The organism is Mycobacterium sp. NBC_00419 (assembly GCF_036023875.1).
GTDB lineage: Bacteria > Actinomycetota > Actinomycetes > Mycobacteriales > Mycobacteriaceae > Mycobacterium.
Window position 1 is genome coordinate 3,226,301 of record NZ_CP107931.1, and the last position, 25,684, is coordinate 3,251,984.

A 25,684-nucleotide genomic window follows, 5' to 3' on the forward strand; every position below is an offset into this window, starting at 1 on the left:
CTCAGTCAAGTGCCGGGCGTGCGCCATCGCGTCTGCGCACAGATCGCGATCCGGGGGCGGGAGTGCGATCTGTGCGCAGACTCGGCGGGAGTGTGGCGGGCTACCGGAAGAAACGCCGACGGGTGCGGGTGGGTGGGCGCCGCGACGCGTACGGCCAGGGGTTGTTGCGCTCGGGCACGGCATCGGCGCGCACCTGCTTGAGCTGACCGAGTAGGTGCTGGCGCAGGTCGTGCAGATCGGGATCGGCCCAGCGGTTGACCGCTTCGATCGGATCGGCGGTGAGGTCGTAGAGCTCCCATTGGTCATCCAGCGGGCTGGTGCGATAGACCTCGCCGCCGGGTCCGGTTGCCGCCAGATGGCGAATCCCGGGCTCGGTCCAGGTGCCCGGATCGTCGAAGGTGCGCACCAGCTTCCACAGGTGGCCGCCGCCGCCTGCGGACTCTTCGACCTGCACCACCAGACCCTCGAAGTTCGCGGCAACATGGGCGGGAATGCGAATGCGAAGCAGGGCAGGGGGATTCACCGTCTGCCTGAGTCGGCGTCCGAGACCCGACGCACCGGTGTCGCCTTCGAGCATGTTGTCGCGGGTCATGATGTAGACGGCACGGCCGTCGTCTTCTGCGGCGCCGCCGACGATCGGCATCAGGTCGCGCCCCGGCAGGGGATGCACCTCGCTGAACGATTCGGCCAGCACCGCGGCCGTGGATTCCACGTCGATACCGGCGGCACCCAGGAGGGTGGGCACCAGATCGACGTGTGAGGTCGGCGAGGAGACAGCCCGCGGGCCGGTGGATTCGGTGCCGATGCGCGCGATCACGAACGGCACCCGGGTCGCCTCGTCATAGAGGTTGAACCACTTCTGATGCAGTCCGCCGTGCGCCCCGAGCAGGTCGCCGTGATCGGAGGTGCGCACCAGAACGGCGTTGTCCGAGCCGCCGTCGGTGACCGCACGGCGAACCCGGTCGATCGGAGCGTCGACCTCGGCGTGCAGGCGGTAGTAGAGGTCACGGTAACGCTGGGCGTTGCCGTCGTAGATGCGCTGGATCGCGGCGGCCGGGCCGTAGCCGGAGTAGTAGGCCTCGCGGAAGGCGATCTGAGCGGCGGGCTTGGCCTTGAGATCCTCGTCGGAGGTCGGCGCGGCGGGCACCGGCGGCGGGTCCAGCGGTGACGGCTCTGCCAGTGGGGTCTTGCGCGCCCAGGTCGGGAACAACACGATGTCGTGCGGGTTGACGAAGCTGGCGACCAAGAGGAACGGCCGCTGCGCGTCCGGATCGCCGGCGCGGCGCCGGGCATACCGGTCCTTCAGCCAGGCCACCACACGGTCGGCGATCAGCGGGTCACGACGGGTCCCGCTGTTGGCCAGCCCCGCTCCGTGCGGCTCCGGCCCCACCCAGCCCGAAAATCCGTACGGGCTAAGGGGATCGGCGTCGAGGTAGCGCTTCACCGCGGCGTGGTCGACGGTGCCGTCGTCGTCGTTGGTCGCCAGTGGGGCGCCCTTGTCACCGAGCAGGTCGGCGTGCGAGATGTGCCACTTGCCGTCGTAGTGGGTGTCATAGCCGGCGGCGCGAAACCAGTTGCCCAGGGTGGGTACCTCGCCGGCGCGTAGCCAGCGCATGCGGGTGTCGTTGAATACCTTGCCGATGCCGTCGGTCTGCGTCACCCCGTGCAGATCGGGGTACTGCCCGGTGAAGATGGTGGGCCGGCTGGGGACGCAGGCCAGCGAACCGGTGTAGTGGCGGGTGAAGCTGACTCCGTTGTCCTCGAACCACTTTCGTCCGCTCAGGACCCGCTGCCGCCAGGCGAGTACGGCATCGGATTCATACGGTGGGACGGCGCGTTCCTCGTCGGTCATGACGATGACGATGTCTGGGCGGTCAGACATGGGAGCGCTCCAATCGTGTGGCGAGGCCGGTGAGCATCGCGTCGAGCTGTTTGGCGGAGAAGCGGGTGACGGCCTGCTCGGCGAGCTGCTGCAGCCGGTTCTGCCCGATCTCGATGGTTGAGGTCACGGTGACGACGGTGGCGCCGCCGGCCGGATGCAGGGTCCAGCGGTTGTTGACCCGGCGAAGCTGACGGGGCAAGCCCTCCACGTCATAGGCCAGCGCATGTGGAGGATCGAACTCGGTGATGCGTTCGACCAGGGTGTCGCGCCCGACCTGGACCCGCCGGGTGGTGCCGACCCCGAGTTCCTGGGTGGCCGGGCTCAACAGACACGAATGGTCGGCGATACCCGCCCACGAACTGATCGCGCCGAAGTCGGCGAGGACATCCCAGATCGTCTGCGCCCCGGCCGCAATGGTCCTGGTGCGACTGATATCGGCCACCAGGCCATCCAACCCCATCGCGGGTCGGCTGTCAGCGTCCCGTCGCGTTGCGGTAACCGCGGACGGCCAGCGGACCGAACACCGCGAGCAGTGCCGCCGTCCACCCGAGTGTCTGCAGCACCGGCCACAGGATCGGCCCGCCGTGGGCCAGGCCGCGCATCGCCTCGATCGCCGGCGACATGGGCTGTGCCTGCACCAGCGGCTGCAGCCAGTCCGGGAAGACCTCGAGCGGCACCATTCCGGTGTTGAAGAACAGCAGCAGGAAACACAGCGACGACAGGCCGGTCACGATGTTCTTGCCGTTGGCCCGCACCGCGACGGCGACGATCAGAGCACCGAAGCCGACGACCACGACCACCGGGATGACGAGGAAGCCGAGGGTGGCCAGCGGCCCTTGGGTGAACCGCATCCCCATGGCGACACCCGCCGCGGTGATGACCACCGTTCCGGCCAACGCCCGCCCGGCCTCGGCCAGCAGCCGTCCGCTCAAGGCGCTGGCCCGGTGAACCGGTAGCACCCACAACCGGCTCAGCAGTCCCGACTCGCGCTCGTCGGGAATCGCGACGCCGGTGCCGATCGCCCCGAACAGCACACCCGCCACCGCGCACATCGGCACCAGACCGTAGAGACTGTCGGCACCGGTGAGGGCGAGAATCGACTTGCCGATCACCATCTTGTAGACGACCAGCAGGAAGGTCGGGAAGACGATCGCCTGAATCAGCACGATCGGCTCGCGGCGCCACCGGGTGAGGAGCCGGCCGGCCTGCAGACCGCTCTGGGTCATCAGCGTCGTCATGTCGCCCTCCGCTGCATACGCAGTGCGATCGATCCGAACACGATCAGCAGACCGGCACACCACGCCACACTCGGCCCGATGCCGACCGGCTCGCCGGAAGCGAATCCCCGCAGCGTCGCCGAGATCTGCGAGACCGGCTGGTTGCGGACGAAAGGCCCGAGCCAGCCCGGGAACGCCGCGGCAGGGGCGATGCCCGTTGACAGCATCACCAGCAGCAGCTGGGGCACCAGCAGCACCTGGCTGGCGGCTTCGGTGCTCTGTGACACCGCGCCCATCGCATCGGCGCCCAGCGACAGTGCCAGTGAAAGCGCAAGCGCGAGAACGACGAATGCCGCCGCGTAACCGGGTGGGCCGCTGAAGCGGAACCCGAACAGGTAGCCGGTGCCGATCGCGGCCGCCAGTGCTGCACCCGCGCGGATCAGTGCCGACAGCATCCGCGCGGTGACCGGTTCGAACCTGCCCAGCGGCAGTGAGCGCAGCCGCACGCCCATCCCGTTGAGATGGTCACGGGCTGAGCGGTCGGCGGTGGTCATCGCCGTGAAAATCATTGCCTGAACGACGATTACCGGCAGGACGTACTGTGCGTAGCTGACGTCGCCGGTGTCGATCACGCCGCGCAGCGTGATGGTGAAGCACACGAAGAAGGCGACCGGCCCCAGGATCGAGAACACCAGATCGCCGTCGCGCAGCGTACCCAGCACCGACCGTTCGGTCAGGGCGGCCAGTGCTGTCACGCGTTCGCCCCGGCGCCGGTGAGGCGGAAGAACACCTCGTCCAGTGACGGCCGGCGCAGCGAGATGTCGGCCACGGCAACCTCGAGTGGCTCGATACGGCGGAAGACCTCGGCCAGCGTCGCCAGCCCGTCGGGTGCCGGCAGCGATACCGAACTCTCGCCGACCTCGAGGCCGGCCATGCCACTCAAGGCCGTGGCGATCCGGGTGAGATCGCCGGTGGCGACCGGGCTGACCTGGCAGAAGCTGCCGCCCACACGGTGTTTGAGCTCGTCCGGGCTGCCTTGGGCGATCACGGTGCCGTTGTCGATCACCACGATGTCGTCGGCCAGAGCGTCGGCTTCCTCGAGATACTGCGTGGTCAGCAGCACGGTGATGCCCGCATCGCGCAGCTCAGACACCAGCGCCCAGACGTCTTGCCTGCTGCGCGGATCCAGGCCGGTGGTCGGTTCGTCGAGGAACAGCACGTCGGGCGGCACGACGAGTCCGCATGCGATGTCGACCCGTCGGCGCATGCCGCCGGAGTACTTGCCGACTCGACGGTCGGCGGCGTCGGAGAGCGAGAACTGGTGCAGCAGTGCGTCGGCCCGCTGCCGCGCCTGCGCCCGGTTCAGTCCGCGCAGCCGACCGAACAGCACCACATTCTCACGGCCGGTGAGCATTTCGTCGACTGCCGCGTACTGCCCTGTCAGCCCGATCGCTTCGCGGACCTCTGCGCCGTGGGTGACGACGTCGAATCCCGCCACCCGGGCTCGGCCCGATGTGGGAAGCGACAGGGTCGAGAGAATGTTGATGGTGGTCGTCTTCCCCGCGCCGTTCGGGCCGAGAAGGCCCAGGACCGAACCGGCGGGCACGGCGAACGAGACACCCTGCAGGGCGGGCGGCGAGCTGCGATTGAAGGTCTTGGCGACGTCGACCACTTCGATGGCCAGATCGGGCATGACCAAAACTATGGCATGCCTAACCTAAATTGTGTGGGCTACGCTCTCCGACGATGACCGAGGTTGTGCTTGCCCGTGCGCTGACCGATGTGCCCGCCGAGGTGGCGGCTGTGCCGGGGCCTCCGGTGCCGGTGGTCGACCCGCCGTACGCCCTGCGCGTCGCGACGCCCGCCGATGCCGAGCTGGTGGCCGAGTGGATGAATCGGCCGCATCTCGCGGCCGCATGGGAGTACGACTGGCCGGTCCCGCGGTGGCGCAAACACCTTGTGGCGCAACTGGACAGCGCGTACTCGCTGCCCGTGATCGCCAGCTTGAACGGCGTTCCCGGCGCGTACCTCGAGGTGTATCGCGCGGCGAAGGACTCGATCGCCGCGTGCTATGACGCCGATCCCTACGACCTCGGCCTGCACGCCGCCATCGCCGATCTGACTCTCGTCAGCAGGGGACTCGGGCCACTGCTGCTCCCGCACATCGTCGCCAGTCTCTTCGCCCTCGACACGCAGTGCGAGCGGATCATGTTCGACCCCGATCACCGCAATACGGCTGCCCGCAGTGTGTGTGAGTCCGTCGGGTGCCGATTCCTCGGTGAGCACGAGATGCCTAACCGGCGGATGGCCCTCTATGCCTTCGATCGGCCCGCTGGCTGGCATCTTCCACCTAACTAAGGTTAGGCATACCTATTGTTACTTAGGTTAGTCTCAGCTAATCTCCCTCGCGGTGCCACTCGGCAATCCCATGAAGAAGGAGATTTCGTGCAAACAGCTCTACGCCTCAGCTTCGCTGAGACTGATGTCCTGTCCGGTCCTGTCGGTCCGGCCCGCCGTGCCAACAGGTTCTTGGTCGCCGGAGCCGCGGTGGTCACTGCCGGCGCCCTGTTCGCGGGCCCGACCGTGCATGACCTGCCGACCGAGATCCAGCATCGTGCAGTGCAACTCACCGGGCTGGCGGCAAAAGCCACCGACTCGCCGATCGCGGTGTACTCCGAGATCCTGTCGGACACATTCGACAATGTCTCGGCACTGAGCCAGGCGATGCTGGCCAATCCGTTACCGCTGCTGTCGCAGGTGATCCGCAACCAGATCGGCTATGCCCAGGAGATCGGTGGTGCGATCGCCGGAATCCCCGCCGGCTGGCAGACCTACATCGAGGGGCGCGGCGCGACCTTCCTGGCCAACCTTCAAACGTCCCTGGCCGCAGGTGATGTCGGCGGCGCGGTGAACTATCTGAGCAGCCTGGTCCTCTACGGCCTGCAGGCCACCGTGTCGCCGGTGCTCAACACACTGCTCACCTACACCCCGCGTGGTAGCACCGTGGCGAACCCGGGCATCCCCCAGCAGATCGTCCAGAACCTCGCCAATGCCGTTGGCGTGCTTCTCTCTTCGACCGTCGTGGTCAGCAACATCTTCCAGTCGCTCTACGGAACGGCGCTCAGTACGGTGGCCGCCGCCGGTGACGGCCTGGCCGGCCTCGTCCAGTCGGTGGCCGCCGGGGACGTGGAAGGCGCGATCAACTCGTTGATCAACCTGCCGGGCCTGGTCGTCAACGGCTTCCTCAACGGCTGGCAGCACCCGCAGTCCGCGGCGCCCTTCCCGGCGCTGCTGACCTTCATTCCGGTTGCCCCGCCGACCGATCCGGCCAACGGCGTCACCCGGACCGGTGTGTCCATCGGATTCCTCGGGCGCCTGCTGGTCACCATCCCGCAGGCCATCGCCGCCGCCATCACCCCGGTCACGACAACGCCCACCAGTGCGGCCCCGGTCACCGCCCTTGCCGCGACGGCCACGCCGACCGAGACGGTGAGCACCGCGACCGTCGCCGCAGAAAGCGAAGCCGAAACCACGGAGTCCACGGAGTCCACGGCTTCGGCTTCGGCTGATACCGATTCCACCCTCGAAGCCAGCACGCCCGTCAAGTCCGCCAGGTCGGCGGCGGCGAGCACCCGCCCCAGCCGGACATCGGCGACCGCCGAAGCGGACGCCAGCGCCGGCACCGAGGTGAAGAAGTCGGTCGGCGGTTCCCGCAAGGCAGCAGCCAAGAAGTCGGCGGCGACATCATCGACCTCGTCGTCGGACTCGTCTTCCAAGGATGGCGCCTCGTCGGATTCGTCGGAGTAGAGCCGTATCGGGCAAGGCCGGGCCTTCACGGGGAAGGCCCGGCCTTCGCCACCGACAGCCGCACCGCAGACGTGAGGAACCTTGGCGTATGACCGACGTGACCCTGACACCAGAGCAGGCCGGGACTGCCAGCTGGGATGGCCTGCCGCCGGGGATGGACCCGGCCGACGTGGTCGCGGCTCTTGCCGCCGCAGTACCCGAACACGACGGGACCGACTATCTGGTCTATGAGCGACACGGCTGCTGGACGTTGGCCATCGGTGTGCGGACGGCCATCGAGCTGGATCGCGACGAGTGCCGAATCATCAATGGGGGCAACGTCGTCGGTCACCGGTGGAGCGGCCGGCCGGCCGACGCACTGGCCTGGGCGCTCGACATCGCCGGCGCAGAGGGCGACCCGGCATTCGGGTGGATCGCCTTCGAGTTGGGTGCCTATCGCTTGGGGCTGTCCGGCCGGCTACCCGCTGCGGCGCCCCTGGCCCGACTGTTCACACCCCGCAGCCGGGTCACCGTATCGACAAGCGGAATCCAGGTGTTCGGGAGCGACGAGCGCATTCGGGCGGCGATAGCCGATCTGCGGCCCAGCGCCTACGGTCGGGCGGGGGCCGTGGATGTCGACGCCGACCACAGCGGCTACCGCGGCCGGGTGGCGACCGCGATCGACGAGATCCGCAGCGGCCGCTACCAGAAGGTGATCCTGTCGCGCACGGTGGACGTTCCCTTCGACGTCGACTTTGCGGCCACCTACCGGCTGGCCCGGCGTCACAACACCCCGGCCCGCTCATTTCTGATGAGGCTGGGCGGTTTTCGCGCCGTGGGCTTCAGTCCGGAACTGGTGACGGCGGTTCACGGCGACGGCGCCGTGATCACCGAGCCGCTGGCTGGTACCCGCGCGTTCGGCCGCGGAATCGCTGATGACCGGCGGGCGCGGCAGGAGCTGACGTCTGATGCCAAGGAGATCGTCGAGCACGCACTGTCCGTGCGAACCTCGCTGGCCGAGATCGCCGAGGTCGCCGATCCGGGCAGCGTCGCAGTCACCGACTTCATGACGGTACGGGAGCGCGGTAGCGTCCAGCACCTGGGCTCCACGGTCGCCGGGCGGCTACGTCCGCCGTTCACCCGGATGGACGCCCTGGAAGCGCTGTTCCCGGCCGTCACCGCATCGGGTATCCCGAAAGCCGAGAGCGTCGAGGCGATCCTGCGGCTCGACGAGACGCCCCGCGGGCTGTACTCGGGGGCCGTCGTGATGATCACGCCTGACGGCGGCCTGGACGCCGCTCTGGCGCTGCGCACCGCCTACCAGGTCGGCCGCCGGACCTGGCTGCGGGCGGGCGCAGGGATCATCGCCGCATCCACACCCGAGCGCGAGTTCGAGGAGACGTGCGAGAAACTCGCGTGCCTGGCACCGCATCTGGTGGCGCAGAAGGATTGATACCGGTCAGCGCTGAAGCTGCCCGACGATAGCCCGCTTGTCGACTTTGCCGACCGCGGTGGTGGGCAGCGACGCCATCGGCACCACGCTGTCGGGGCGGCAGTGCACGGCGACACCACAGGCGCCGAGATGAGCATTGAGCTCGGGCAGGGATAGCGGGGCGCCTCGGACAACGATTGCGGCGCAGATCTTCTCACCGAGGTACGGGTCGGGAAGGCCGACAGCGGCTGCCGCGGTGATCCGGGGATGTGCCAGCAGGTGGCTCTCGAGGTCCAGGGCCGATACCGTCTCGCCCGCGCGGGTGATGACATCCTTGACCCTCCCGGTGACCTCCAGATAGCCGTCGGCCACCCGGCGCACGCGGTCACCGGTGCGGTAGAAGCCGTCCGGGGTGAACGCCGTGCGATTGTCCTCGTCGGCGCGGAAGTATCCGTTGATGGTGTAGGGCCCGCGCACCAGCAACTCGCCGGGCTCGCCCGCCGCAACCGGTGCGCCGTCATCGTCGACCACTCGAAGTTCGTCGTGTGCCGACAGCGGACGTCCCTGGGTGTGCTCGACCCGCTCGGCGGTGTCGCCGATTCTGGTGTAGCACAGCAACCCTTCGGCCATCCCGAACACCTGTTGCACACCGGGCGTCAGCGTGGTGCGGATGTGGCGGGCATCGGCGGCGGCGAGCTTGGCGCCGCCTACCTGGAGCAGCCGTAGGTTAGTCGGGCGGTTCTCCTCCCACTCGCAGGCGTGCGCCCACAGCGTGGCGAGGGCAGGGACGAGTGCGGTGACGGTCACGCCGTGGCGAGCCATGACGGCGAATGCGGACTCCGGGCTCGGATCGGTCGTGAACACCACTGTCGCACCGGCACTCATCGCGCCGAGCAACCCCGGGCAGGCGAGCGGGAAATTGTGGCCGGCCGGCAACGCGGCGAGGTAGACGTCGGCGGAGCTGAGCCGGCACAACTCGGCGCTGGCGGTGGCGTTGTAGACATAGTCGTCGTGGGTGCGCGGGATCAGCTTCGGGGCGCCCGTCGTTCCGCCGGAGACCAGTAGTAGGGCCGGTGTTGACGTGTCGGGCCGGCACTGCGGTATCGGCTCGTTCGTCGCACAGATCTGTGACCACGGGACGTTCGGTCCGGCGTCGCCGTCGACGATGATGTGCCGAAGTCGATTGTCCCGGTGGGCAAGTCGCTGGGCCATGGCCTGGTAGTCGAATCTGGGGTCGCTGCCGACGATCATTGCCGCCGAACCGCTGACCTGGAGGAAATGTGCCAGTTCCGCGTCGCGGTGACCCGGTAGGCACATCACCGGCACGGCGCCTGCCCGCAGCACGCCGAACAATGCCACCGCGAACTGGCACGTGTTCGTCAGTTGCACCAAAACTGTGTGACCGCAGAGGATTCCGAGAGCGCGCAACCCCGATGCGGCCGAGTCGGCGCGCTGGTCAAGCTCGGCATAGGTCAGGCTGGTGTGCTCGTCGACGACAGCGGGCCGATCCGGCCAGTTCACCGCGGCGGAGCGCAGGATCTCGTCGAGGGCCTGCCCCCGCCAGTAGCCGGCCGCGCGGTAGGTGGCGGCACGAGCCGGCGGGAAGGGGATGAATCCGGTCATCGGCACGCTCCTGACGTAGGCCTGGCGAGGCATTGAAGATAGGGTAGCCTTCCCAAAGTTAGGTGAGGCTACTTTGGCAGGGAGGCGACGGTGACGGTGGCTCGAGCGCAGGTCGCGGACAGGGTCGCCGAGGTCCTCGGGGTCGACGCCTGCGCCATCGACCCCGACGGCGACCTGATCGCGCAGGGCCTGGATTCCGTCCGGATGATGTCGCTGGCGGGGCGGTGGCGCCGCGAGGGACTCGATGTCGATTTCGCCAGACTCGCGGCAGCCCCGTCGATCAGCAACTGGGTGGAACTCTTGGCCGGCGCCGATCCGGCCGAGCCGGCGCCCGCGAGCCATCCTGCGCCACAAGGGGCGCCGTTCCCCATGGCCCCGATGCAGCACGCGATGTGGGCCGGCCGCGACCCGCACCAACCATTGGGCGGTGTCGCGGGCCATCTCTACGTCGAATTCGACTGCGGCGAAATCGATCCCGATCGACTGCGGGACGCCGCCACCCGACTGGCCGCACGCCATCCGATGCTGCGCGTGCACTTCCTGCCCGACGGTACCCAACGCATAGGCGCCGTGCCCACCACCTACCCGGTACAGGTCGAAGATCTGCGCGCGATGCCCGAGGACGCCGTTGCACGGCGGCTCGAGACGATCCGTCAGACCAAGTCGCATCAGCAGTTGCAGGGTGAGGTGTTCGAACTCGCGCTGACCCTGCTGCCGGGGCGGCGCACCAGATTGCACGTCGATCTCGACATGCAGGCCGCTGACGCCATGAGTTATCGCACCCTGATGACCGACCTTGCCGCCCTCTACAGCGGTGTTCAGCTGACCGAAATCGGGTACACCTATCAGCAGTACCGCCAACAGCTTTCACGTCCCCGAGCCTTCGAGTCCGATCGCGCGTGGTGGCACGGGCGGCTCGCCGGCCTTCCGGAGGCACCCACGCTGCCGCTGATCTCGCCTGGGCAGCAGAAAGACCCGCACCGCACCGGGCGCCGCTGGCACTGGCTCCCCCCACGGACCCGCGACGGGTTGTACGAACTCACCCGACGCCACGGCGTCACCCCGGCGATGACGATCGCAGCCTCATTCGCCGATACCGTCGCCGGCTGGTCGGCCGACCCCCACTTTCTGCTCAACGTACCGATGTTCGGACGCGAACCACTGCACGCCGATGTCGACAAGGTCGTCGGTGACTTCACCTCGTCGCTGCTGCTCGACGTCGACCTGGCCGCGGCCGCCACCGCGACGGAGCGCTCCCGCGCGTTGCAGCGCATCCTGCACGAGGCAGCCGGCCATGCCGCCTATCCGGGTGTGTCGGTGTTGCGGGACCTCAGCAGGCACCGCGGAGCACAAGCGTTGGCGCCCATCGTGTTCACCAGTGCCCTGAGCCTCGGTGAGCTGTTCTCACCCGAGGTCAGCGAACAGTTCGGACGCGCGGTGTGGATCATCTCGCAGGGCCCCCAGGTACTGCTGGACGCTCAGGTCACCGAGTTCGACGGCGGCATCCTGCTGAACTGGGACGTCCGCGAGGACGCCTTCCGACCCGGGGTGATCGACGCGATGTTCGCCCGGCATGTCGAGGAAGTCCTGGCGCTGGCCCGCGACGAGGCCGCCTGGGACGCCCCGCGCGGACCACGACTGCCTGCGTGCCAGAAGTCCGTTCGGCAGGCCGTTAACAGCCGGGTCACCGAGCCGAGCGGAGAGATGCTGCACGACGGCTTCTTCGAACTCGCCGCGCACCAGCCCGACGCACCTGCGGTGTTCAGCGATACCGGCACCCTGACGTACGGGCAACTGCGCCGGCAAGCGCTCGCTGTCGCTGCAGCGCTGCAGGCAGCCGGGCTCGACGGCCGAACGGTTGCCGTGCTGGGACCCAAGAGCGCAGAACAGATTCCGGCCCTGCTGGGGATTCACGCGGCTGGATGTGCCTACCTGCCGATCGGCGCCGACCAGCCGCCCGAGCGGGCGCGGCGCATGCTGACCGGCGCCGGCGTGGACTTCGCGTTGGTCTGCGGTACCGGGTGGACCGACGTGCCTGTGCCGATGTTGACCGTGGCCGAGGCCATCGACCGCGGCGCGGACACGGAACCCCAAGTGGTGAGCGCCGATCCCGACCGGCTGGCCTACGTGTTGTTCACCTCCGGCTCGACCGGTGATCCCAAAGGGGTCGAAATCACTCACGCCGCCGCGATGAACACCGTCGAGTTCATCACCGACCACTTCGGTATCGGCCCCGCCGATCGCTGCCTGTCGGTCTCGACGCTGGAATGCGACATCTCGGTCTTGGACGTCTTCGCCACCCTGGGCACCGGCGGCGCGATCGTGGTGGTCGACGAGGAGAAACGTCGTGACCCCGACCACTGGGTGCGGCTCATCGAACGCCACGGCGTCACCCTGCTGCATTTCCTGCCCGGCTGGCTGGCCATGCTGCTGGAGGTCGCGGGGCCGCTGCCCACCGTGCGGGCGGTGCCCACCGGCGGGGACTGGGTCACTCCCGCGATGGCACGACGGCTGCGGAACTGCGCACCCACTGCCCGCTTCGCCGGTCTGGGCGGGGCCACCGAGACCGCCATCCACAACACCATCTGCGAAGTCGGCGACGTTCCTGCGGACTGGACCGCGATCCCGTTCGGCACGCCGCTGCCCAACAACCGGTGCCGCGTCGTGGCACCCGGCGGCGACGACTGCCCGGACTGGGTGGTCGGTGAACTCTGGATCGGTGGACGCGGACTCGCCCGCGGCTACCGGGGCAGGCCTGACCTGACGGCGCAGCGGTTCGTTCAACACGACGGCATCACCTGGTATCGCACCGGAGACCTCGCACGCTTCTGGCCGGACGGGACGTGTGAGTTCGTCGGCCGGGCCGATCACCGCGTCAAGGTCAGTGGCTACCGGGTCGAACCCGGTGAGGTCGAAGCGGCGCTGACCCGAGTACCCGGTGTGCTCGGCGCTGTCGTCGTCCCGGTACCGGATACGACCGGCTCCCGGGCGCGGCTCGCTGCCGCCGTTGTGACCGCCGACGAGCAGGTACAGACCGACACGGTTCGTGCCGCGATCGCCACAATGCTTCCGCCGCATATGGTTCCACAGCACATCGTGCGCTTCGATCAGATCCCCTACACGGTCGGCGGCAAGGTGGACCGGCGCAGCGTCGCGCGCAGTCTGGCGGCGTTCGCCGAGACTGCGACTGCCCACCGGCCTCCGTCGAACTCGCTGCAGGCGGCGCTGAGCACGATCGTCGCCGGAGTCCTCGACCGTTCCCGGGTAGGCGTCGACGACGACTTCTTCGCCCTTGGTGGTGACTCCGTTCTGGCCACCACCGTCGTCGCCCGGATCAGGCAATGGCTCGACGTCCCGACCGCGAGCATCGCCGACGTCTTCGCCGGCCGCACCGTTGCGGGTATCGCCGAGCGCCTCGGAGCCCTCGAACCGCACCGACGACTCGAAGAGGTTGCGCAGGTGTACCTCGACGTCGCCGCGATGGACACCGCCCAGGTCACTGCGGCACTCGCCGGCTGACCCCGGCGCAGTGCGCCACCACCGACTTCAGGAGATGACCATGACTGACACCCTCGAGGCCGAGCGGCTGGAACTGTTGCGCCGCAGGCTCGCCCAGCGTGGCCTGCGTGCGAAGCCCGCCGCCGTGGACCCCGCGGCGATGACCGACAGCCAACGCCGCCTGTGGTTCGTCCACTCCATCGACAGCACCGGGGCCGTGCTGAACGTCTGCGTGTCCTACCGGCTGACCGGCGAGCTCGACCAGGCTCGGCTGCGTGACGCGATCAATCGCGTGGCCGCGCGGCATCAGGTGCTGCACAGTACGTATCACACCGGTCCGGACGGTGAGCCGCAGATCACGTTGCGGCACAACCTGACACCCGCCTGGACCGAACACGACCTGTCCGGTCTGGGCCAACAGGCGCGCCGGCTTCGACTCGAGGTCATCGCACAGCGGGCCTTCAGCACCCCGTTCGACCTCACCGCCGACGCGCCGCTACGCACGACGTTGGCACGGCTGAGTGCCACCGAACATGTTCTGCTGCTCACCGCGCATCACATCGCCTGGGACGACGCGTCGTGGCGGGTGTTCTTCAGCGACCTGACCCGGGCCTACCAGGGCGTGGCCCTCGAGTCTGCGCCCCCGGCGCCAGCCCCGGCGACGGAACAGGACCACGCGGACCTGGACTACTGGCGCACCGTGCTCGCCGATCCGCCCGAGCCGCTCGAACTGCCGGGTCCCAGGGGTTCGGTGGTCCCGCAGTCGTGGCGGGCCGACAGGTGCGTCGCTCCGCTGAGCGCCGCGACCGTCGACGCCGTGACCGACCTCGCGCGCGAGACGGGTGCGACACCGTATGCCGTTCTGCTGGCGGCATTCTCGGCTGTAGTGCACCGATACACCCACGCGGAGGACTTCCTGGTCGCCGCACCGGTGCTCAACCGAACCTCCGACGATGTCATCGGATACCACGGAAACACCGTGGCGATGCGGATGCGCCCGAGCCGGTGGGTGACCTTTCGCGACCTGGTCGGCGCTGCAGGAGAGGCCACCCGCGGGGCATTCGCCCACCAGCGGGTGAACCTCGACCGGGTGGTGCGCGAACTCAATCCCGACCGTCGCCACGGCGTCGAGCGGATGGCCCGGGTCGGGTTCGGCATGCGCGAGCCCGACGGTCACGGCTTCTGCCCGGACGGCATCCGGTGCGAACGCGCCGACCTGCGCGGCCAGTATGCCCAATTGCCAATGGGTTTCATGGTCGAGTTCAGCGGTGACGGTGCGCAGGTGGAAGCCGAGTACCTCACCGAGGTGCTCGACGACGACCTGGCGCGCCGCCTCCTCGACAGTTTCACCGTGCTGCTCTCCGACGCCCTGGCGCGACCGGATAGCGCCCTGGCAGATCTGCAGGTCCTCGGTGCCGAGGACGCCGGGCGGCTCGACCGGATGTCTCGGGGTGATGAATTCGCCTGCCCGCCAGAAACTCTCGGTTCGTTGATCGCGCAGCGGGCGGCGATGCAGCCGGACGAGACGGCAGTCGTGTACGACGGTCGCCACTACAGCTACCGCGAGATCAACGCCGAAGCCAACCGTATCGCGCACCGGCTGATCGCCGCGGGCATCGGGGCCGAAGACACCGTCGCCGTCCTGCTCGGCAAGTCACCCGAGTTGGTGACCACCGCACTGGGCATCGTCAAAGCGGGCGGTGTCTACCTGCCCGTCGATCCCGAGTATCCCGCCGAGCGAATCGCTCACATCCTCGCCGACGCCGATCCCGCCATGGTTGTCCGGGAACCGATATCAGGAATCGGCAGCTTCCCGGCAACCGACCCGGCTCCCGCTGACCTGGTGCGGCCGCTGACTCCCGCCAACACCGCCTATCTGATCTACACCTCGGGGTCGACCGGACTGCCCAAGGGTGTTCCGGTTCCGCACGCCCCGGTCGCCGACTACTTCCGCTGGTTCCAGCAGGAGTACGGCATCGGTCCCGATGACCGGCTGCTACAGGTCGCCTCACCAAGTTTCGACGTGTCGATCGGCGAGATCTTCGGCATCCTGGTCCAGGGCGCCCGACTGGTGATCCCCCGCCCGGATGGACTGCGCGATATCGGGTATCTCACTGACCTGCTGCGCCGCGAAGCCATCACGGCAATGCACTTCGTCCCGTCGCTGCTGGCGTTGTTCCTGTCGCTGCCCGGCGTGGAGCAGTGGCGCACCCTGCGCCGGGTCCCGATCGGTGGCGAGGCCCTGCCCGGTGAGCTGGCCGACAAGTTCCACGCCACCTTCGACGCACTGCTGCACAACTTCTACGGCCCCACCGAGACGGTGCTGAACGCCACCCGGTTCAAGGTCGAAGGCCGGCAGGGCACCGGGACGGTGCCGATCGGCACGCCGAAGATCAACACCCGGATCCATCTGCTCGACGACGCCCTGCGACCCGTTCCGGTCGGGGTGATCGGTGAGATCTACATCGGTGGAACACATCTGGCCCACGGATATCACCGCAGGGCCGCCCTGACAGCGGAGCGCTTCGTCGCCGACCCGTTCACATCCGGCGGGCGGCTCTATCGTTCGGGCGACCTCGCCCGGCGAAACAGCGACGGCGACCTCGAGTTCGTCGGTCGTGCCGACGAGCAGGTGAAGATCCGCGGTTTCCGTATCGAACTGGGGGAGGTCGCGGCAGCTATTGCCGTGGATCCCAGTGTCGCCAATGCGGTCGTCGTCACCGCCGAACTACAGCAACTCGGCAAGAGCCTGGTCGCGTATCTGACGCCTGCCGGGGAAGCCGTGCAGATCGACCGGGTCAAAGCCCGGGTCGCCGCCGCACTGCCCGACTACATGGTCCCGGCGGCGTATGTCGTCATCGACCAGATTCCGGTGACCGCCAACGGCAAGCTCGATCGGGCGGCCCTGCCGGATGCGGAGATCGGACCGGTGGCGCGGTACCGGGCGCCGGCGACCGCGACCGAACGCAGCATCGTCGCGCTGTTCGCCAGGACCCTCGGAGTCGACGAGGTTGGCTGTGACGACTCGTTCTTCGAGCTCGGTGGGCACTCGCTGCTGGCGACCAAACTCGTCGCAGCGATTCGCGCCGCCAGCGGAGTGGAACTCGGTATGCGCGAGGTGTTCGAACGCGGCACACCGGGGGAGATCGCCGCGCTGGTCGATTGCCGGCGGCAGACGCAGACCGCGCCGAGCAGGCCCGTGCCCGTCGCTCCCGGTGACGAGGCCGAGCCGTGCGCTTTATCGGCAGCGCAGCTGCGGAGCTGGTTCCAGTACCGGGTCGACGGACCCAGCCCGGTCAACAACGTCCCCTTCGCCGCCCGCCTCACCGGGCCGTGCGACCTCGATGCGCTCACCGCCGCGGTGGGCGACGTGATCGCCCGCCACGAGATTCTGCGCACCGTCTACCGGGAGGTCGACGGCGTCGCCCACCAGGTCGCCGAACCCGTCGACGCCGTGGTGGTCCGGCGCCTCACCGGAAGCGGCGAGCCCTGGCTGACAACCCAACTCGATGCCGAACGCAACCACTGCTTCGATCTGGAAGCGCAGTGGCCGATCCGCGTCGCGGTGCTGACCACCGGCGACGAGTCCGTGCTGTCGATGGTGGTACACCACATCGCCGCCGATCACTGGTCGGCCGGCGTGCTGTTCACCGACCTGCTCACCGCCTACCGCGCACGGCGGCACACCGGATGTCCGCCGCCCTGGGACCCGCTGCCACTGCAATACCGCCACTACGCGGGTTGGCAGGCCCAGCTGCTGTCCGACCTCGCGGCGACCGGAACGCAACGGGACTACTGGACCACCCAACTCGAGGGTCTGCCGGAGGACACCGGACTGCGGCCGGATCTCCCGCGCCCGCCGGTGGCCGGCGGGCCGGCGGCCTCGATGCCGTTGCGCGTCGACGCCGAAACCCGGCAGCGTCTCGTCGCACTGAGTCGTGAGCTCGGTGTCACCGAGTTCATGCTCCTGCAGGCCGCAGTCTCGGTCGTCCTGCACAAGTCCGGCGGCGGTGACGACATCCCGCTCGGCACGCCGGTGGCCGGTCGCACCCACGCCGAATTCGATTCTCTGGTGGGATTTTTCGTCAACATCCTGGTCCTGCGCAATGACCTGTCGGGCAATCCCACGCTGCGCGACATCATGGTGCGGTCCCGAGAGATGGCGCTGGCCGCCTACGCCCATCAGGACCTCCCGTTCGACCGGGTTGTCGATGCCGTCAACCCGGTGCGGTCACTGTCGCGCAACCCGCTGTTCGGCGTCGTCGTCCACGTCCGCGAGGAACTGCCGGAGAACCAGATCATCGACTCCGGACCCGACGGAGACACCGTATTCTCAGCGCTGGAGCCGACATTCGACATCGCCCATGCCGATCTGAGCGTGAACTTCTTCGTCGGCGACGACGGCTATCGCGGTCACGTCATCTACCGCACCGAGCTGTACCACCCGGCGACCGCGCACCGGTTCACCGGCTGGCTGCGCCGAGTGATCGACGCATTCGCCACCGGTCCCGATACCCGGCTCCGTGACCTGGTCCTGCTCGACGACGCCGAACAGGCCGCAATTCTCGCCCGCAGTCGGGGTCCCGTCTCACCCGCCGACCGGCCACGGACGGTTCCGCAGCTTCTGGAGGCGAACCGGCCGCACGACACGAGCCGCGTTGCCGTCCGGTGCGGCGACCAACAGATCGACTACGCCGAGCTGCATCGCCGTTCGGACCGTTTCGGCCATCTCCTCGCCGGCCGTGGTGTCGGCCCCGGATCGCTGGTGGGTATGTCGATGCGCCGCGGCATCGACATGGTGGTCGCACTCGTGGGCATCATGAAGGCCGGCGCCGGCTTCTTCCCACTCGATCCCGGCTATCCCGCCGCCCGCAAGCAGGCCATGCTCGACGACGTCGGCCCGGCAGTCGTGGTCGTGACCGCCGACGCCGCCCGCACGATGCCACCGGCAGCCGGGCTCACCGTGATCTCGATGGAGGATGCGGCAGTCCGGGCGGAGCTGGGCTCCACCGATCCGCAGGCCACTCTGCCGCCGCCGCGCCCGGACGACCCGATGTACCTGATGTTCACCTCGGGCTCGACGGGCAAACCCAAAGGCGTGGTGGGAACACACCGCGCCATGAGCACCAGACTGTCCTGGCAGGTCCGGCACTACCCGGTGGCAGGGCGGGACATTCGGCTGGCACAGGCGCCGATGACCTTCCTGGAAGGCTGTATCGAGACGCTGGCGGGACTGTGCGCAGGCGCCACCCTGATCCTCGCCGACGACACCGAACACCGCGACGCCGAAGCCCTGGCGGCAATGATCGAGAAGAATTCGGTCGAACAGGTCACCGCCGTCGCGAGTTTGGCTGCTGCCCTTGTGGACTGCGCACCGGGGGCGGTCCGCTCATTGCAGCGCCTTGTCTGCTGCGGAGAACCAGTGAGTGCCGCTTTGCTGGATCGGCTTTCCAGGTGCGTCGGGCCCGAACACCCCGGTGAGCTGCTGAACGCGATCGGCGCAACCGAGACATCCGGGGCGCTGGTGCGCGGCCCGCTTGAGGCGCCCGTCCCGAAAATCGGTGTGCCGATGGAAGGGTCACAGGTATACCTGCTCGACGACGCACTCAGACCGGTTCCGGTCGGCGTGGTCGGCGAGCTGTACTACGCCGGTGAGCAATTGGCCCGGGGCTACTGGAAGCAGCCGCGCCTGACTGCCACCCGGTTCGTCGCCAACCCCTATGCCGCCGAGGCCGGCGCCCGTTTCTACCGCAGCGGTGACCGCGGGCGGTGGACCGAGGACGGCAGGCTGGAGTTCGTCGGCAGAACCGACCACCAGGTCAAGGTGCGGGGCTTCCGCGTCGAACTCGCCGAAGTCGAGGCTGCGCTCAAGCAGGCCGACGGTGTGGCAGTCGCGGCCGCGCGCACCTGGGACGGCCCAGGCGGTACCGCCCTGGCTGGGTATGTGGTCGCCGATCATCCGGTGGCCGATCCCGCTGCATTCACCGCCGCGGTGCGGAGCTCGGTGGCGGCCACGCTGCCGGGTTACATGGTGCCCGCGACGATCTCGGTCCTGTCGGCGATGCCGAAGACAGAGTCCGGCAAGCTCAATCGACCAGGTCTGCCGCGGCCCGAGGTTCACACGACAGGGCAGCGCGAGCCGGCCAGAGGCCACACCGAACGCGCCGTGGCCGCGGTGATGGGCGAACTTCTGGATGTCGCCGGGATCGGGCGTGACGACGAGTTCTTCGCTCTCGGCGGTGACAGCATCCTCTCGGTGCAGTTGGCTTCCCGGCTGCGCGCCAAGGGATTCCAGGTCCAACCGAGGATGATCTTCGAACATCCGACCGTCGCGTCACTGGCCGAGAGGATCGACGCAACCCGGGAGTCGGGTGAGAGCACCGACCCGCAGGACATGCGACACCCGCCGATGACGGTCTCCGGCCTGTCGGCCGGTGATCTGGACGCGCTGAGGTCGTCATGGTCACAGGATCGGCCGTCGTGACGGCCACTGATATCGAGGACGTCCTGGCCCTATCACCGCTACAGCTGGGCCTCTTCTCCCACGCCACCCTGCTCGGGCCCCGCACCGACGATCCGTATGTCATCGCGATGTCCGCCGATATCACGGGTCCGCTCGATGTCACCCTGCTTCGGGATTGCGCGGCAACGATGTTGAGCCGTCACCCCAACCTGCGGGTCAGCTTCTGGCACGACGACCTGCCCCGCCCCGTCCAGATCGTGCCCGCCACCGTCGACGTGCCATGGCGCCACGTCGGTACGACGGCTGACCAGGCGCGAGGGATCGAAGAGGCCGAACGCGGCCGGCCGTTCGATCTGGCTCGCGGACCGTTGATCCGATTCCTGCTGCTCGAGCTACCGGACCAGAACTGGCGCCTGGTCATCACCGCACACCACATCGTGATCGACGGCTGGTCGCTGCCGGTGTTCATCAGCGAACTGCTCACGCTGTACCGCCACGGCGGCAAACCCGACACGCTCGCGCCCCCGCGGTTGTACCGGGACTACATCGGCTGGCTGGCCGAGCGCGACCCGCGCGCCGACGAACGGGTGTGGCGCCAACATCTTTCGGGGATGCCGGGGCCGACACTGTTGTCAGCCGCGCTCGGCAGCCCCGGTGCCGGCTTGCCCACCCGCACCGGGATCACCCTGCCCGACGACGACACCGAACACCTCGCCGCCGCCGCCCGAGCCCGTGGGCTCACCCTCAACACCGTGCTGCAGCTGGCGTGGGCGTTGATCCTGTCCCGGCTGACCGGCCGTGATGACGTCGTCTTCGGTGTCACCGTGTCCGGCCGTCCCCCGGAGCTGACCGGTGTGGAGACCATGGTCGGCCTGTTCATCAACACCATCCCCCTGCGGGTCAGGGTGAACCCTAACCACACTGTGGCCCAGCACTGTTCGAACCTGCAGCGCGAGGCCGCTGAGTTGCGCGACCACAGCTACCTGACCCACGCCGAGTTGCGTTCCCTGGCAGGGGTTGGGGAGATGTTCGACAGCCTGCTGGTCTACGAGAGCTTTCCACCCGGCGACGTCGTCGGCGGACAGGAGTTCACCGCGGGTTCGGTGTGCTTCCGGCCCGCTGCCATGGAGAGCCTGACGCACTTTCCGGTCACCGTGGCCGCGCACCGTAGCGGTGCGGGCCTGACGTTGATGGTCGAGGTCACCGACGGAGCCCTGGGGTCGATGACCCCCGACGGGCTGGGCAGGAGAATCCTGTCGGTGATGCGCGACCTCGTCGAGGGGTGGGACGCGCCGCTGGGCCAGGTGAGCATCGTGCTCGACGGGGAGACCGCCGGCCGCGCCGAGGCAACTCGGTCAGCTCCCGAGTTCTCCGGCGGCGTCGCTGAACGGTTCGCCAGAACTGCTGCCGAGCATGGTGATTCGATAGCGCTGCGCTGGTCGGGCGGCGAGCTGCGTTACCGGGAGCTCGACGAGCGTTCGGATCGACTGGCCGGGCTGCTCGCCGAGGCGGGCGTCGGTCGTGAGACGCCAGTGGCGATTCGGTTGCCCCGCGGCGGCGACTATGTGATCGCCATGCTGGGTGTGCTCAAGGCCGGTGGCATGTACGTGCCGCTCGAACCCGCCATGCCGCCTGCGCGGATGCGCTCGATGATGGCCCAGTGCGGCGCCACCGTCGTCGTCGACGAGAACACCATGGCCGCTGCACGGCACGCACCGCGACTGCGGGTGCCGGCGTTGCCGGACCAGGCGGCCTACGTGGTGTTCACCTCCGGCACCACCGGAGAACCCAAGGGCGTCATCGGAACTCACCGCGCACTGCTGGCCTACATCGACGACCATGCCGACCGGATGCTGGGGCCGGCGGCCGAGCGCCTGGGTCGCCCTCTGCGGATCGGGCATGCCTGGTCGTTCGCATTCGACGCGGCCTGGCAGCCGCTGGCCGGATTGCTGTCCGGGCACAGCGTGCACATCGTCGACGAGGACGATCGCCGCGACGCCGACGCGCTGGTGCGGATCATCGGTCAGCACGGGATCGACATGCTTGACGTCACGCCGTCGCTGTTCGGCCACCTGCGCCAGGCTGGACTACTGGAGGCCACCGATCTTCGAGTGCTCGCCCTGGGCGGCGAGGCGGTCGGCTCGGCCGACTGGGACGACATCCGCAAGAGCTGCGCCGCGGGTGTGCTGGCGGCCCACAACTGCTACGGCCCCACCGAGGCGACCGTCGAGGCCGTGGTCGCGGCGATCGGCGATCACGAGGCACCCGTCATCGGCCACCCCACCCGTGGAACCGACTGCCTGGTCCTGGACGCCTGGCTGCATCCGGTACCCGACGGTGTGGTGGGCGAACTCTACCTGGCCGGACATCAGCTGACCCGAGGCTATCTGGGCCGCCCTGCCGAGACCGCCACGCGTTTCGTCGCCACCGCCGGCGGTCGCCGAATGTACCGAACCGGTGACCTGGTTCGCCGGAACACCGACGGCGCTGTGGTTTTCGTGGGACGGGCGGACGCTCAGATCCAAGTCCGGGGACATCGCGTCGAGCCGGGCGAGATCGAGGCCGTGCTGGCCGCGCTGCCCGGTGTGCGGCAGGTGCACGTGGCTGTGCACCGTGAGGCGGCGGGTCCGCGGCTGGTCGCCTACCTGGTGGGCGAGGTGACGGTGCCCGACCTACGCGCGGAACTGCGCAACCGGTTGCCGCGCTACATGCGGCCGCATCGGGTGATCGTCGTCGACACCATCCCGCTGACCACCAACGGGAAGGTCGACGACGTGGCACTGGCGGCCATGGTCAGTCCCGAGGACACGGCCGCCCCGCCCTGCACGCCGACCGAGATCGCACTGGGGCGCGCGATCGCAGAGCTACTGAACCTCGAGGAGGTCGACATCGATGCCGATCTCCTGGAACTCGGGCTGGACAGCATCGTCGCGCTGTCCGTGGTCCAGACCGCCCGTCGCGGTGGCCTGTCCCTGCCCGCGCGGCTGATCCAGGAGAGCGCGACGCTTCGTGAACTCGCCGCCGCGGTCGACCGCGGTGCCGCCGACGAGAGTGTTTCCGGTCCGGAGCCGCAAGGGCCGGTTCCCGCGCTGCCCAACGTGCACTGGCTCTACGAGCACGGCGACCCGCGGCGGCTCGCACAGGTGCAGGTGGTACCGCTGCCGGACGGCACCGGCGCCGAGCGACTCCGCTCGCTGCTCAATGTCAGTGCCGCCACACACGAGATGCTGCGCAGCCGGATTGATCTGTCGACCATGACCTTTAGGGCCGACGGGCCGGGGACCATCCCGTTGACCGAGATCGAGGTGGCCGGGGATCCGGCGGCCGCGACCGCCGAACATGCCGGGCCAGCCATCGAACGGCTGGACCCCCAGCAGGGCCGGCTGGTCGAGGCTCTGTGGCTGCACCGGCGTGCCGAGGCCGGCGTGTTGGTGCTCGTCGCACACGTGCTGGCGATGGATCCCGCGTCGTGGCGCATCGTGCTCGGTGAACTCGCGGCGGGCCTGCAGGCTCCCACCGGTCTCGAGCCGATGCCGGAGCGGGTCAGCTACCGCCGATGGGCGCACCACGCTGCCGGTCGGGTGGCCGCTCTGGACACGGTGGACTTCTGGCTGGCGCAACTCGAGGGTGAGGATCCGGCATTGGGCGCCAGACGGATTCGGCCCGGAATGGACCGGGCCGGTGATGTCCACATCACCGTGACCGCCACCGAGGCCGAGGTCACCGCGCAACTGCTCCGCGGCAGGCGGCCGATTCAGGATGCCCTGGCCGATGCCTGCGCGCGGATGGTCGACCGATGGCGGGCAGCTCGCGCGCAGCGTGCCGTTGTCCCGCTGCTCGCACTCGAAACGCACGGCCGTGCCGGCGGCGCCGATGACACCGTGGGGCTGCTCAGCGCCATCTATCCGCTGCGAGTCCAGCCGGGCCAGCCGATGCCGGAGATTGACGGGCGAGCAGGGGATTACGCGCTGCTGCGCTATTGGCGTGCCGACACCGCCGAACGGTTGCGCGGCCTGCGTGAGCCCCAGATCCTGCTCAACTACCTGGGCCGCCTCGACGGTCTCCCGGCGACCGGGGACACCCTGCCCGCAGACCTGCTGACGGTGCCCGAACCGAACGCGGCAGTCCGCCATGAGCTGACCCTGATCGTCGCGGTGAGCGGCGGCCGACTGCTGACCCAGTGGCGCACCATCGCGGACATCTTCAGCCAACGGGATGTGGCTGAGCTGCAGACGATGTGGCAGACCGCACTGTGCGAGGTGGTTCGATGACTTTGGTGATCGTCGGCGCAGGCGCCAAGGCGGTTGCAGTCGCGGCCAAGGCTGCGGTGCTGCGCGAGATGGGGGTGGCGGCCCCCGACATCGTCGCCGTCGACAGCCGGACGGTTGCGGGCAACTGGCATGCGGTGGGCGGGTGGACCGACGGCAGGCACCGGCTGGGTACCAGTCCGGACAAAGATGTCGGATTCCCCTACCGCTCAACACTTCTGCCCGGCCGAAACGCTGAACTCGACCAGCGGATGACCCGGATGAGCTGGCAGTCCTATCTGGTAGCCCGCGGTGGGTTCGCCGAGTGGATCGACCGGGGGAAGCCCGCGCCGACCCACGAGATGTGGGCCGAGTACCTACGGTGGGTCGCCGACCGCGCCGGATTGACTGTCGTGCGCGGTGAGGTCATCGGACTGTCGCTCGACGGTCCGCAGTGGATGGTGCACACCCGCGACGGCGGTGTCCGCGGTGACGCGGTGATGATCACCGGTCCCGGCCAACCGGACCGATCGGTGCTGCCGGGCCACCCGCAGGTGCTCTCCATCGCCGGGTTCTGGGAGCTCGCTTCCCGCAGACAGCGGATCGATGCCGAGCGGGTGGCGGTGATCGGGGGTGGCGAGACCGCCGCATCGATGCTCGATGAGCTGTTCCACCATCGGGTCTCGACGATCACGGTGATCTCCCCGCAAGCGACGTTGTTCACCCGGGGCGAGAGCTTTTTCGAGAACCGGTTGTTCAGTGACCCGACGGACTGGCCGGGCCTCACCCTTGCCGAGCGGCGTGAGGTGATGGCCCGGACCGACCGGGGAGTGTTCTCGGCCCGCGTGCAGGATTCGCTGCTGGCCGACGACCGCATCCGCCATCTACGCGGACGGGTCGCCCATGCGGTGGCGGCTGACGGGCGAATCCGGATCACGTTGCAGACCGATCAGTGCGGCGAGCGGCTGGAGACCGTGCACGGTTTCGATCTGGTGATCGATGGATCAGGCGCCGACCCACTGTGGTTCCTGCCGCTACTGGGCCAAGACACGCTGGACCTGATCGAGGTCGCACTCAACGCGCCGGTCACCGGTGACCTGCTGCAGCACGCCATCGGCGCTGATCTCGCCCTCGTCGGGGTGTCACCGAAGCTGTTCCTGCCCAACCTCTCCGGGCTCGCGCAGGGCCCTGGCTTTCCCAACCTGAGCTGTCTGGGGCTGCTGTCCGATCGCATCCTGGGCGCTGACCTCAACCAGACCGACCCGAAGATCAGGAGAAACCATGAGTACCAATCCGTTTGACGATGACGCGGGCCAGTTCTATGTCCTCGTCAACGACGAGGAGCAGCACAGTCTGTGGCCGGCATTCGCCGAGATCCCCAGTGGGTGGCGGGTCGTCTTCGGTGTATCGGCTCGCGGCGACTGCCTCGACTTCGTCGAGCAGCACTGGACCGACATCCGGCCGAGAAGCCTGCGGGAGGGAGGCCTCGACAGTGCCGCCCTGCGGTGCTAACTTCCATCAAGTTAGTTTAGGCAA

The 25,684-nt window shown here is 68.6% G+C and carries 14 protein-coding genes; 8 read left to right on the forward strand and 6 right to left on the reverse strand.

Translation table 11 applies throughout. The features are described from left to right. Positions 1–100: 100 nt before the first annotated feature. From OG976_RS15340 to OG976_RS15360, 5 genes are read right to left on the reverse strand one after another with little or no spacing between them, the layout of a single operon-like run. The gene (locus OG976_RS15340; protein ID WP_328350251.1) at positions 101–1,882 is read right to left on the reverse strand and encodes a sulfatase-like hydrolase/transferase; all 1,782 of its coding nucleotides are present in this window, start codon (positions 1,880–1,882) and stop codon (positions 101–103) included. Further along, the gene (locus OG976_RS15345) at positions 1,875–2,342 is read right to left on the reverse strand and encodes an SRPBCC family protein (RefSeq protein ID WP_328350253.1); all 468 of its coding nucleotides are present in this window, start codon (positions 2,340–2,342) and stop codon (positions 1,875–1,877) included. Before OG976_RS15345 ends, OG976_RS15340 begins: the two co-directional genes overlap by 8 nt. A gap of 13 nt (positions 2,343–2,355) precedes the next feature. Further along, positions 2,356–3,120 (reverse strand): ABC transporter permease, encoded by a 765-nt coding sequence (locus tag OG976_RS15350; protein ID WP_328350255.1) that lies wholly within the window; start codon positions 3,118–3,120, stop codon positions 2,356–2,358. After that, entirely contained in the window at positions 3,117–3,854 is a 738-nt protein-coding gene (locus tag OG976_RS15355; RefSeq protein ID WP_328350257.1) for an ABC transporter permease, read from the reverse strand. Before OG976_RS15355 ends, OG976_RS15350 begins: the two co-directional genes overlap by 4 nt. Further along, on the reverse strand, positions 3,851–4,792 hold the full coding sequence (locus OG976_RS15360; RefSeq protein WP_328350259.1) for an ATP-binding cassette domain-containing protein: 942 nt from the start codon (positions 4,790–4,792) through the stop codon (positions 3,851–3,853). The genes OG976_RS15355 and OG976_RS15360 overlap by 4 nt, the downstream gene beginning before the upstream one ends. A gap of 53 nt (positions 4,793–4,845) precedes the next feature. Here OG976_RS15360 and OG976_RS15365 point away from each other — a divergent pair, with 53 nt between their 5' ends. The 3 genes from OG976_RS15365 (at position 4,846) to OG976_RS15375 (ending at position 8,338) form a co-directional block, all read left to right on the forward strand. Further along, positions 4,846–5,457, forward strand: coding sequence for a GNAT family N-acetyltransferase (locus tag OG976_RS15365; protein WP_328350261.1), 612 nt, complete (start codon positions 4,846–4,848; stop codon positions 5,455–5,457). 87 nt (positions 5,458–5,544) lie between these two features. Next, positions 5,545–6,906 carry a hypothetical protein gene (locus OG976_RS15370; RefSeq protein ID WP_328350263.1) on the forward strand — a complete coding sequence of 454 codons (1,362 nt, stop codon included), beginning with the start codon at positions 5,545–5,547 and terminating at the stop codon, positions 6,904–6,906. Between the two features lie 88 nt (positions 6,907–6,994). Further along, complete coding sequence (locus OG976_RS15375; RefSeq protein ID WP_328350265.1) at positions 6,995–8,338, forward strand: salicylate synthase; 1,344 nt, start codon at positions 6,995–6,997, stop codon at positions 8,336–8,338. Between the two features lie 6 nt (positions 8,339–8,344). On the opposite strand, the gene OG976_RS15380 is transcribed toward OG976_RS15375, so the two are convergent. Further along, positions 8,345–9,973 carry a (2,3-dihydroxybenzoyl)adenylate synthase gene (locus OG976_RS15380; protein ID WP_328350267.1) on the reverse strand — a complete coding sequence of 543 codons (1,629 nt, stop codon included), beginning with the start codon at positions 9,971–9,973 and terminating at the stop codon, positions 8,345–8,347. Between the two features lie 57 nt (positions 9,974–10,030). Here OG976_RS15380 and OG976_RS15385 point away from each other — a divergent pair, with 57 nt between their 5' ends. Genes OG976_RS15385 through OG976_RS15405 form a run of 5 tightly spaced genes read left to right on the forward strand, consistent with a single transcriptional unit; the run spans position 10,031 to position 25,660 of the window. Further along, complete coding sequence (locus OG976_RS15385) at positions 10,031–13,459, forward strand: non-ribosomal peptide synthetase (RefSeq protein WP_328350269.1); 3,429 nt, start codon at positions 10,031–10,033, stop codon at positions 13,457–13,459. 40 nt (positions 13,460–13,499) lie between these two features. Then, positions 13,500–19,922 carry a non-ribosomal peptide synthetase gene (locus tag OG976_RS15390; RefSeq protein ID WP_328350271.1) on the forward strand — a complete coding sequence of 2,141 codons (6,423 nt, stop codon included), beginning with the start codon at positions 13,500–13,502 and terminating at the stop codon, positions 19,920–19,922. Further along, complete coding sequence (locus OG976_RS15395; protein ID WP_328350273.1) at positions 19,898–24,172, forward strand: amino acid adenylation domain-containing protein; 4,275 nt, start codon at positions 19,898–19,900, stop codon at positions 24,170–24,172. Before OG976_RS15390 ends, OG976_RS15395 begins: the two co-directional genes overlap by 25 nt. Beyond that, positions 24,169–25,449 carry an NADPH-dependent L-lysine N(6)-monooxygenase MbtG gene (gene mbtG / locus OG976_RS15400; protein WP_328350275.1) on the forward strand — a complete coding sequence of 427 codons (1,281 nt, stop codon included), beginning with the start codon at positions 24,169–24,171 and terminating at the stop codon, positions 25,447–25,449. The genes OG976_RS15395 and mbtG overlap by 4 nt, the downstream gene beginning before the upstream one ends. Further along, complete coding sequence (locus OG976_RS15405) at positions 25,430–25,660, forward strand: MbtH family protein (RefSeq protein WP_328350277.1); 231 nt, start codon at positions 25,430–25,432, stop codon at positions 25,658–25,660. Before mbtG ends, OG976_RS15405 begins: the two co-directional genes overlap by 20 nt. Positions 25,661–25,684 lie beyond the last annotated feature (24 nt).

Coding starts and splice junctions, on each gene's coding strand:
- OG976_RS15395 (WP_328350273.1), top strand. CDS start 19,898: ATGGTCACAGGATCGGCCGTCGTGACGGCCACTGATATCGAGGACGTC.
- OG976_RS15340 (WP_328350251.1), bottom strand. CDS start 1,882: ATGTCTGACCGCCCAGACATCGTCATCGTCATGACCGACGAGGAACGC.
- OG976_RS15390 (WP_328350271.1), top strand. CDS start 13,500: ATGACTGACACCCTCGAGGCCGAGCGGCTGGAACTGTTGCGCCGCAGG.
- OG976_RS15345 (WP_328350253.1), bottom strand. CDS start 2,342: ATGGGGTTGGATGGCCTGGTGGCCGATATCAGTCGCACCAGGACCATT.
- mbtG (WP_328350275.1), top strand. CDS start 24,169: ATGACTTTGGTGATCGTCGGCGCAGGCGCCAAGGCGGTTGCAGTCGCG.
- OG976_RS15365 (WP_328350261.1), top strand. CDS start 4,846: ATGACCGAGGTTGTGCTTGCCCGTGCGCTGACCGATGTGCCCGCCGAG.
- OG976_RS15350 (WP_328350255.1), bottom strand. CDS start 3,120: ATGACGACGCTGATGACCCAGAGCGGTCTGCAGGCCGGCCGGCTCCTC.
- OG976_RS15380 (WP_328350267.1), bottom strand. CDS start 9,973: ATGCCTCGCCAGGCCTACGTCAGGAGCGTGCCGATGACCGGATTCATC.
- OG976_RS15375 (WP_328350265.1), top strand. CDS start 6,995: ATGACCGACGTGACCCTGACACCAGAGCAGGCCGGGACTGCCAGCTGG.
- OG976_RS15405 (WP_328350277.1), top strand. CDS start 25,430: ATGAGTACCAATCCGTTTGACGATGACGCGGGCCAGTTCTATGTCCTC.
- OG976_RS15360 (WP_328350259.1), bottom strand. CDS start 4,792: ATGCCCGATCTGGCCATCGAAGTGGTCGACGTCGCCAAGACCTTCAAT.